Source organism: Isoptericola sp. NPDC057191 (genome assembly GCF_042670225.1).
Classification (GTDB): Bacteria; Actinomycetota; Actinomycetes; order Actinomycetales; family Cellulomonadaceae; genus Isoptericola.
This window is the reverse complement of sequence record NZ_JBHUWC010000166.1, coordinates 1-9,098: the sequence shown is the minus strand read 5'-3', so window position 1 is coordinate 9,098 and position 9,098 is coordinate 1. Positions and strand designations below refer to the sequence as shown.

Sequence of the window (9,098 nt, the reverse complement as noted above, 5' to 3'; positions counted from 1 at the left end):
CCGCTACGTCGAGCGGGCGGGCCTAGCGGCGGCGCGTGGCGAGGAACTCCCCGATCCGGCCGATGGCCTCGGTGAGGACCTCCTCGTCGGGCAGCGTGACGAGGCGGAAGTGGTCGGGCTCGAACCAGTTGAACCCGGTGCCGTGCGTGACCAGGATCTTCTTGGCCCGCAGCAGGTCGATGACGAACTGCTGGTCGTCGTCGATCGGGTACATCTCCGGGTCCAGGCGCGGGAAGCAGTACAGCGCTCCGCGCGGACGCACGGAGGTGACGCCGGGCAGCTCGTTGAGCAGCTTGTCGGCCAGCATCGCCTGGTCGTAGAACCGCCCGCCCGGCACGATGAGCTCGTCGATCGACTGGTAGCCGCCCAGCGCCGTCTGGATGGCGTGCTGCGCGGGCACGTTCGCGCACATGCGCATGTTGGCCAGCAGCGTGAGGCCCTCGAGGAACTCGGTCGCGTTCTCCTTGGGGCCCGAGATCATGACCCAGCCGGCGCGGTAGCCGCACACCCGGTACGCCTTCGACAGTCCGCTGAACGTGAGGCACAGCACGTCGTCGCCCGCCGCGGCCGCCGCGTGGTGGTGGGTGGCGCCGTCGAACAGGATCTTCTCGTAGATCTCGTCGGTGAGGATCACGAGGTCGTGCCGGCGCGCGATGTCCACGAGCGCCTCGACCATCTCCTTGCTGTACACGGCGCCGGTGGGGTTGTTCGGGTTGATGATCACCATCGCGTGCGTGTTCTCGGTGATCTTCGACTCGATGTCCTCGAGGTCCGGCATCCAGCCGTTCTCCTCGTCGCACCGGTAGTGCACGGCCGTGCCGCCGCACAGCGTCACCGCCCCCGTCCACAGGGGGTAGTCCGGCGCGGGCACGAGGATCTCGTTCCCCTCGTCGACGAACGCCTGCAGCACCATCGAGATGAGCTCGGAGACGCCGTTGCCGATGAACACGTCGTCCACCGTCGTGTCGCGCAGGCCGCGCGACTGGTAGTACTGCGCCACCGCCGTGCGCGCCTCGTAGATGCCGCGCGAGTCGCTGTACCCCTGCGCCTCCGGCAGGTGGTGGACGACGTCGGCCTGGATGGCGGCCGGTGCCTCGAAGCCGAACGGCGCCGTGTTGCCGATGTTCAGCTTGAGGATGCGGTGCCCCTCGGCCTCGAGGCGCTGGGCCTCGGCGAGGATCGGACCGCGGACGTCGTAGCGGACGTTGAGGAGCTTGCGGCTCTGTCGGATGGTGCGCACGAGGACCATCATCCCCCGCGGCCGTCGTGCCCGACACGGCCATTCCACGACGAGCGGACCCTCCTCCGAGGATCACGCAGGTCAGCGGTCCACGACTCCCCCGGCCACGACGTCGGCACGGGAGACCGCGTCGTCGCGCGTCGTCGTCGCCGGAGCCGCGCCGACCAGCGCGTCCAGCCGTTCCAGGCGCTGCCGGGTCGCGTCGTCCGCGGGCGTCATGAGGATGACGCGGTCGCCGCGCGCGCGGTCGAGCCACAGGCTCTGGAAGTGCACCTCCAGCCGGCCCACGCGCGCGGACCGGTAGCGCCGCAGCTGCGTGCCGTCGCCCGCGACGTCGTACGACTCCCAGTGCCGGACGAAGTCGGGCGAGGTGGCGCGCAGCCGCGCCAGCAGGGCCGACCAGCGCGGGTCGTCGCGGTGCTCGGGCTCCCGTGCCCGCAACCGCGCGGCGATGTTGTGCAGCACCACGTCCTCGGTGTCGCCCAGGGCAGCGCGCCACCGCGGGTCCGTGAACATCAGCCAGGCGCAGTTGCGCTCGTCGGGCGGGCGGGCGTCGAGGTCGTCGAACAGGTACCGGTAGGCGCGGTTGGCGGCGAGCAGGTCGTAGCAGTCCGTCTGGATCGCGGCCGGGTAGGGCAGCAGCTGCTCCAGCACGGCCAGCTGCTCCGGGCGCACCTCGGCGGGCGGACCCGGCGCGACGGCGGCCTCCCGCCCGGCCAGCGCCAAGAGGTGCCGCCGCTCCGCGGCGTCGAGACGGAGCACCCGGGCCACCGCGTCCAGCACCTGGTCCGAGACGTTCCGCGCCCGCCCCTGCTCCAGCCACGTGTACCAGGTGACCCCCACCCCGGCGAGCTGCGCCACCTCCTCGCGGCGCAGGCCCGGGGTGCGACGACGGCCGCTCACGGGCAGCCCGACGTCCCCCGGGCCGATCCGTCCGCGACGCTCGCGCAGGAACTCCCCGAGGGCGGCACGGTCGGGCGCGGCGACGGTCATGGCGACCAGTGTCGCCCCGATCGCACCCGCGAACCAGGTGGTGCTGGTACCACGATCAGCAGGCTCCTGGTACCAGGATGGGCGCAGGCGCACCGTCGTGGCATGACCTCGACCACCACCACCGCCGCCGCGACCTCCGCGCGCGGCGCGCGCCGCCCGGTCCCGCTCGCCGCGGCGGCGGCTCCCGGCCGCGCGCTCACCGGCCTCGGCCTCGCCGTCCTCCTCGTCGCCTACCTCCCGGTCAACATGACGTTCGGGTCCGTCAACCTCCTCGCCCCGGCGATCACGGCGGACCTCGGCGCCGCGACGTCGGGCGGCCAGCTCGTCCTCTCCGCGTACACGACGACGTTCGCCGCCACGCTCGTCGTCGCAGGGCGGCTCGGTGACCGGTACGGCCGACGGCGGCTGCTCGCCGTCGGGCTGGCGGCGTTCGCGGGGCTGTCGGCCGCGGCCGCCGTGGCGCCCGGGCTGCCGACGCTGATCGCGCTCCGGGCCGGCCTCGGCGTCGCCGCGGGGCTGTTCACGCCACAGGTGCTCTCGACGATCCAGTCGGCAGCACCCGACCGCCTGCGCGCGCTGGGCGTCACCCTCTTCACCGCGGTCAGCGGCGTCGCGACCATCGCCGGGCAGGTCCTCGCGGGTGCGGTGGCAGGCGTCGCGGGCCCGCACCTCGGGTGGCGCCTGGTGCAGGTGGCCACCGGCGTGATCGCGGCGGCGGCGCTGCTCGCGCTGCGCAGCGTGCCGGAGTCCCGCTCCACGGCACCCCTTGCCCTCGACCTGCGCGGCGCGGCCCTGCTGGCCGCCGGCCTCCTCCTGCTCGTCGTGCCGCTGACCCTCGGCGCGTCCGCCGGCTGGCCGCCGGCGCTGCTCGCGATGCTCGCCGCCGCGGGCGTCGTCCTCGCCCTGTTCGCCCGGTCCCAGCGCGCGGCCGAGCGGCGCGGCGAGCTGCCGGTCGTGCCGCCGAGCGTCCTGCGCACCCCTGCCGTGCGGCACGGCCTCGTCATGACGCTCCTGTTCTTCACGGGCTACGGGGCGTTCCTGTACGAGGTCTCGGCGCTCGCCCAGGGTGCGCTCGGTGCGGACGCGTGGGGCACCGTGGTGCTGCTGCTCGGCTTCGGCGGGGCCTTCATCGGCACGGCCCTCGCTCTGCCGGCCATCGAGCGGCGCACGGGGCGCTGGACGATGACGGGCGCGGCCCTGGTCCAGGCGGCGGTGCTGCTCGGGCTGGGTGTCGTGGTGGGCGGCGGGCACGGCGACACGACCGGTGCGCTGCAGCCGCTGCTGATGGCGCTCGGCGCCGCGCAGGCGCTCATGTACGGGCCCGTGCTGCGGACCGTCCTGTCGCGCACGCCCACCTGGGCCGCCGGGGTGGCGGGCGGGCTGTTCACCACGCTCCAGCAGCTCGGCCTCGGGCTGGGCGTCGCGGTGCTCGGGGGGCTGTTCCAGGCCGTCGCCGCGGGGGCGGCCGACGGCGGCGCGGCCGGGCTGCCGCGCGGCTTCGCGGTGGCCGTCGTCGTGCAGGCAGGGCTGGCCGTCGCGTTCGCCGTCCTCGCCGCCCGCATCGCCCGGGCCGCTGAGCACGGTCGCTGAGCACTGGCCGCTCCTGGTCGGCAGTTCCCGTTCCCGGCGGCAGTTCGAACTGCCGCCCTGTGCGCCGACTGCCGACCTGACGGCCGCGGCGGGGTCCGCCGAGCTCTGCTCCGGGGGATGCACGGCGCCGCCCCGCGGAAGGGGGAGTCGGGGTGGCGCCGTGCGTTCTTGGGTCGCCCCACGAAGAGCGTGCGTCGGAGACCTCAAGATCGGCTCAGGATCGGCAGAACCCTCGCTCAGGATCGGCTCCGGGTCGCGCCGGGACCCGGTTCGACGGTTGGCGTCCGGGGGGTCGGTGCGCGACGGTGGGAGTCCGGTTCGTCACGTGCTCGGAGGTCGTCATGAAGGTCGTCGTCATCGGTGCGCTCGGCAAGGTCGCACGCCAGCTCGTCCCGCTGCTCGCCGACGGCGGGATCGGCCCCGTGACGGACGTCGCCGGCGTGGTCCGCAAGCCCGAGCAGACCGATCGGGTGGCGGACCTGGGCGCGGAGCCGGTGCTGCTGGACGTCGAGCACGCGAGCACCGAGGAGATCGCCGCCGCCCTCGTCGGGGCCGACGCCGTCGTCTGGTCCGCCGGAGCGGGCGGGGGCGACGCGGCGCGCACGTACGCCGTCGACCGCGACGCCGCGATCCGCTCCATGGACGCCGCCGCGAGCGCCGGGGTCCGCCGGTACGTCATGGTGTCGTGGGTCGGTTCGACGCCGGACCACGGCGTCCCCGAGGACGCGGGCTTCTTCGCCTACGCGGACGCCAAGCTGGCCGCCGACGACCACCTGCGCACGACCGACCTCGACTGGACGATCCTCGGCCCCGGCACCCTCACCGACGAGCCGCCCACGGGTCGGGTCAGCCTGTTCCCGGAGACGGGCGCCCTCCCCGCCGGGACCGACTCGAGCGTGCCGCGGGCCGACGTCGCACAGGTCGTCGCCTGGACGCTGCGCGAGCCCGCCACCATCGGGCGGTTCGTGCGGTTCTCCACGGGGGACACGCCCATCCCCGCCGCGCTGCGCACCATGGGCTGACGTCCGACGGCTCAGGCGTCGCCCCCGGGGCGGCGCCGCGCGGTGACCGCGCCGTGCGGGCGGACGCCGGGGTCGGTGCGGGACGCGGTCGCCACGACGTCGAACCCCGCGCGGTCGAGCCGCCGGGCGAGCTCGTCGGGCGGCCAGAACCACGCGGTCGCGACGGCATGGTCGAACGGCTCCACCCGCGGGCCGCGGAAGAAGCCGAGCAGCAGACCGCCGCCCGGGGCGAGGGCGCGCGCGAGCTCGGCCAGCACGGCGTCCATCTGCGGGGGCGCGGTGTGGATGACCGAGTACCAGGCGAGCACGCCGCCGAGGCTGCCGTCGGGCACGCCGAGGTCGTCCAGCGCGGCGCGGCGGAACCGGACGCCCGGGTACGCCGCGCGGGCGCGTTCCAGGAACGGCTCGGCGAGGTCCACGCCCTCCGCGTCGACGCCCTGCCGGGCGAGGAAGTCCGTCCACTGCCCGGGCCCGCAGCCGGCGTCGACGACGCGGCCGGCCAGCCCGGCCGCCCATCGGGCGACGAGGTCGCGGTCGTCGTCGTGCACAGCGTCCATCGAGCCGAACAGGTCCGTGTACTCCTGGGCATGGGCGGCGTAGGCCGCGCTGGGGTGCTCGCTGGTCACGACGCTCAGCCTAGGAGCGCCTCCACGCGTCGCCGGACGCCCGCCGCGTCGAGGCCGTGCGCGGCCGCGTGCTCGCGGGGCGAGCCGTACCGGCGCAGCTCGGTCTCGGCGGGCACGCCGACGTGCACCACCCGGCTGGGCCGGTCGGCCAGGGCGGCGGCCACGGCGCCCGCCCCGGTGCCCTCCAGGTACGGCGTCACGACGGCGAGCGACGTCGGGCGGTCCGAGGGCAGGAGGGCGCGCAGCCCCGCCGTGTCGAGCGGGTGCGGGGTGGCGGTCCACGCGACGCGGACGGGCAGGTCGGCGGTGGCCGCGAGCACCGTGTCGAGCATCGGGCCGACGGCGACGACGAGCGGCGCCGTCCCGTCCGCGGCCGCCGCTCCCCCGCCGTCGCGCACCAGGTGCAGGCGCCCGTCCACCGGGCCGGGCCGGGCGTTGCGCTGCCCGGAGAGACGCACGTAGACGCGCCCGGTGCCGGCGGCCTCGCGCCGCAGGATCTCGCCGACCTCGTCGGCGTGGCCCGGCACGTGCACGGTCCAGCCCGGCAGCGCGGAGATCAGCGCGACGTCGGCGGGCGCCTGGTGGGTGCGGCCCCCGGCGGACACGTCGTAGGACGCGCCCGCGCTCACCAGCACCGCGCCGACGTCCTGGTGGCCGAGGTCGAGCTTGACCTGCTCGTACGCCCGCTCCACGAGGAACGACGCGAAGGTGTGGACGATCGGGCGGCGACCGGCCAGTGCGAGGCCGCCCGCCACGCTCACAAGCGCCTGCTCGCGGATGCCGACGTCGATGACGCGCCCGGGGTGGCGGGCGATCGTGCGCGGCAGGTAGCCGGCACCGATGACCGCCAGGACGACGTCGACGTCCGGGTGCGCGTCGAGCAGCGGGTCGAGCTCGTCGTAGAAGCGGGTGCGCAGGTCGAGGGCCCGTGCGGGCGCAGGTCCGGTGGTGGTGAGGGTGGTCATGCTGCGTGCCTCCGTGTCGTTCCGGTGCCGGTGGTGTCGACGACCACCACGGTCGGGCGGTCCGCCTCGGTGCGCCGCAGCGCGGCCGTCAGGCGCGCCTGGTCGCCGGTGCGGACCTCTGCGGCGGACCAGCCCTCGAGGGCGAAGCGGGACGCGATGCCGCCGGGCCAGCCGAGCATGTCGCTGTGGTTGTCCACGACGACGCAGGTGAGGTTGCCGAGCCCGAACCGGCCGGCGACCTGGATCGCCTCGGCGTTGCTGCCCTCGTCCAGCTCGGCGTCGCCGACCAGCACCACGACGCGGGCGGGCGACCGGCCGCGCAGCCCGGTCGCGAGGCCGACGCCGATCGGGAGCCCGTGCCCGAGGGAGCCGCTGCCGATCTCGATGCCCGGCACCAGGGTGCGGTCGGGGTGGTGACCCAGCGGGGAGTCGAAGGACGCGACGTCGTCGAGCCAGGAGGCCGGGAAGAAGCCCTGCGCTGCCAGGACGGCGTACGTGGACGCGGGGCCGTGCCCCTTGGAGAGCAGGAACCGGTCGCGGTCCGGGTCGTCCGGTCGGGCCGGGTCCACCCGGAGCACCTGGTCGTACAGGGTCCACACGACGTCGAGCGTGGAGTGGGCGCTCGGGTCGTGCTTCTCGTCGCCGGTGACGCGAGCGACGAGGTCTCGCACGCGCTGCGGGACGTTCGCGGCGGTCTCGGCAGGTCGCGCGGGATCGGTGGGCGGGGGGCTGGTCGTCGTCATGCCTCGATGCTCGTACCTCAACCATGATTGAGGTCAAGGGGTGCCGCACGTCACGCCTGCCACCCTGCGGAACAGGCACGTCCGGGGCAGGATCGAGACGGACCCACAGTCGTCACCGGGAGGTCTCCTCATGGCCCGCACCGTCGCCGAACACCTCGTCGACCAGCTCGTCGCCGCCGGCGTGAAGCGCATCTACGGGATCGTGGGGGACTCCCTCAACCCCGTCGTCGATGCCGTCCGCCGCACCGAGGGCATCGACTGGGTGCACGTCCGGCACGAGGAGGCCGCCGCGTTCGCGGCCGCCGCCGACGCCGAGGTGACGGGTGAGCTCGCCGTCTGCGCCGGGTCGTGCGGGCCGGGCAACCTGCACCTCATCAACGGCCTCTACGACGCGAACCGGTCGCACCTGCCCGTGCTCGCCATCGCGTCGCACATCCCCAGCGCCCAGATCGGCACGCAGTTCTTCCAGGAGACGCACCCGGACCGCATCTTCAACGAGGCATCCGTGTTCTCGGAGCTGATCTCCTCGCCCGCCCAGCTGCCGCGCGTCACCCGCTCTGCCATCCAGCACGCGCTCGCCGCGCCGGGCGTCGCCGTCCTCACCCTGCCCGGCGACGTCGCCGACGAACGCGTGCCCGACGACGCCGCGCCCATCCTCGTGCCCGGCGCCTGCCCCGCCCGGATCGTGCCGAACAGCACCGACGTCGAGGCTCTGGCCGACGCGATCAACCAGGCGAAGAAGGTCACGCTGTTCGTCGGCGCCGGGGCGCGCGGGTCCCGCGCGGAGGTGCTCGAGCTCGCCGACCTGGCCGCGGCGCCGATCGGCCACTCGCTGCGCGGCAAGGAGATCATCCAGTACGAGAACCCGCACGACGTCGGCATGTCAGGCCTGCTCGGCTACGGCTCCTGCCACGAGGCGATGCAGTCGGCCGACCTGCTGATCCTCGTCGGCACCGACTTCCCCTACGACTCCTTCCTGCCGGGGGACGTCCGCACCGCGCAGATCGACATCGACGCCTCGCACCTCGGCCGGCGCACGCGGCTGGACCTGCCCGTGCACGGCGACGTCGGGGAGACGCTCCGCCTGCTCAACCCGTTGGTGCGCCGCAAGAGCGACCGCAAGTTCCTCCGCTCGATGGTCGACAAGCACGCCGGGCTGATGAACAAGGTCGTCGGCGCGTACACGCGCAACGTGGAGAAGCACACGCCCATCCACCCCGAGTACGCGGCCGTGCAGCTCGACGAGACCGCGGCCGAGGACGCCGTGTTCACCGTCGACACCGGCATGAACAACGTGTGGGCCGCGCGCTACCTCACCCCCAACGGGAAGCGGCGCGTCATCGGGTCGTTCCTGCACGGGTCGATGGCGAACGCCCTGCCGCACGCCATCGGCGCCGCCTTCGCGCAGCCCGGGCGGCAGGTCGTGGCGCTCGCCGGCGACGGCGGTCTGTCCATGCTGCTCGGCGAGCTCATCACCGTGCGCGCGTACGACCTGCCGGTGAAGATCGTCGTCTTCAACAACGCCACCCTCGGCATGGTGAAGCTCGAGATGCTCGTCGAGGGGCTGCCCTCGTACGGCACCGACTCGCCCCCGGTCGACTACCGCGCGATCGCCGGAGCGGTCGGCATCCCCGCCGTCCGCGTCGAGCGGCCGAAGGACCTGCGCCGCGCCTTCCAGGACGGTCTCGACCGCAAGGGACCCGCGCTCATCGAGGTGGTGACCGACCCGAACGCGCTGTCCATCCCGCCGTCGATCACCTCCGGGCAGATCCGCGGGTTCGCCACCGCCATGACCAAGGAGATCTTCGGCGGCGGCATGGGCGAGGTCATGTCCATGGCCCGCTCGAACCTGCGCAACCTGCCCCGCTGACCCGCCGGGGTTGTGGGTACGAAAACGGCGAGAATCCCGCCAGGGATTC

General features: G+C 74.3%; 8 protein-coding genes. 3 read left to right on the top strand and 5 right to left on the bottom strand.

Features of this window, described 5'->3' with window-relative positions; translation table 11 throughout:
- Positions 1-22 precede the first annotated feature (22 nt).
- Positions 23-1,240 carry a pyridoxal phosphate-dependent aminotransferase gene (locus tag ACFT55_RS16530; RefSeq protein ID WP_380244934.1) on the bottom strand — a complete coding sequence of 406 codons (1,218 nt, stop codon included), beginning with the start codon at positions 1,238-1,240 and terminating at the stop codon, positions 23-25.
- 81 nt (positions 1,241-1,321) lie between these two features.
- The gene (locus ACFT55_RS16525) at positions 1,322-2,233 is read right to left on the bottom strand and encodes a helix-turn-helix transcriptional regulator (RefSeq protein WP_380244933.1); all 912 of its coding nucleotides are present in this window, start codon (positions 2,231-2,233) and stop codon (positions 1,322-1,324) included.
- Positions 2,234-2,335: 102 nt separating this feature from the next.
- On the opposite strand from ACFT55_RS16525, the gene ACFT55_RS16520 reads away from it, so the two are divergent.
- Together ACFT55_RS16520 and ACFT55_RS16515 are read left to right on the top strand one after the other, a co-directional pair.
- Positions 2,336-3,823 carry an MFS transporter gene (locus ACFT55_RS16520; RefSeq protein ID WP_380244932.1) on the top strand — a complete coding sequence of 496 codons (1,488 nt, stop codon included), beginning with the start codon at positions 2,336-2,338 and terminating at the stop codon, positions 3,821-3,823.
- Between the two features lie 341 nt (positions 3,824-4,164).
- On the top strand, positions 4,165-4,845 hold the full coding sequence (locus tag ACFT55_RS16515; protein ID WP_380244931.1) for an SDR family oxidoreductase: 681 nt from the start codon (positions 4,165-4,167) through the stop codon (positions 4,843-4,845).
- 11 nt (positions 4,846-4,856) lie between these two features.
- On the opposite strand, the gene ACFT55_RS16510 is transcribed toward ACFT55_RS16515, so the two are convergent.
- Genes ACFT55_RS16510 through ACFT55_RS16500 form a run of 3 tightly spaced genes read right to left on the bottom strand, consistent with a single transcriptional unit; the run spans position 4,857 to position 7,179 of the window.
- Positions 4,857-5,471, bottom strand: coding sequence for a class I SAM-dependent methyltransferase (locus tag ACFT55_RS16510; protein ID WP_380244930.1), 615 nt, complete (start codon positions 5,469-5,471; stop codon positions 4,857-4,859).
- A gap of 5 nt (positions 5,472-5,476) precedes the next feature.
- Positions 5,477-6,436, bottom strand: coding sequence for a transketolase family protein (locus ACFT55_RS16505; RefSeq protein WP_380244929.1), 960 nt, complete (start codon positions 6,434-6,436; stop codon positions 5,477-5,479).
- A complete protein-coding gene (locus ACFT55_RS16500; protein WP_380244928.1) occupies positions 6,433-7,179 on the bottom strand; it encodes a thiamine pyrophosphate-dependent enzyme in 747 nt (248 codons plus the stop codon). The genes ACFT55_RS16505 and ACFT55_RS16500 overlap by 4 nt, the downstream gene beginning before the upstream one ends.
- A 130-nt stretch (positions 7,180-7,309) precedes the next feature.
- Here ACFT55_RS16500 and ACFT55_RS16495 point away from each other — a divergent pair, with 130 nt between their 5' ends.
- Positions 7,310-9,049, top strand: coding sequence for a pyruvate dehydrogenase (locus tag ACFT55_RS16495; protein ID WP_380244927.1), 1,740 nt, complete (start codon positions 7,310-7,312; stop codon positions 9,047-9,049).
- The last annotated feature ends 49 nt before the right edge of the window (positions 9,050-9,098 follow it).

Excerpts from the sequence above, each read along its gene's own strand:
- ACFT55_RS16515 (WP_380244931.1), top strand. The coding sequence starts at position 4,165 with ATGAAGGTCGTCGTCATCGGTGCGCTCGGCAAGGTCGCACGCCAGCTC.
- ACFT55_RS16525 (WP_380244933.1), bottom strand. The coding sequence starts at position 2,233 with ATGACCGTCGCCGCGCCCGACCGTGCCGCCCTCGGGGAGTTCCTGCGC.
- ACFT55_RS16520 (WP_380244932.1), top strand. The coding sequence starts at position 2,336 with ATGACCTCGACCACCACCACCGCCGCCGCGACCTCCGCGCGCGGCGCG.
- ACFT55_RS16500 (WP_380244928.1), bottom strand. The coding sequence starts at position 7,179 with ATGACGACGACCAGCCCCCCGCCCACCGATCCCGCGCGACCTGCCGAG.
- ACFT55_RS16505 (WP_380244929.1), bottom strand. The coding sequence starts at position 6,436 with ATGACCACCCTCACCACCACCGGACCTGCGCCCGCACGGGCCCTCGAC.
- ACFT55_RS16495 (WP_380244927.1), top strand. The coding sequence starts at position 7,310 with ATGGCCCGCACCGTCGCCGAACACCTCGTCGACCAGCTCGTCGCCGCC.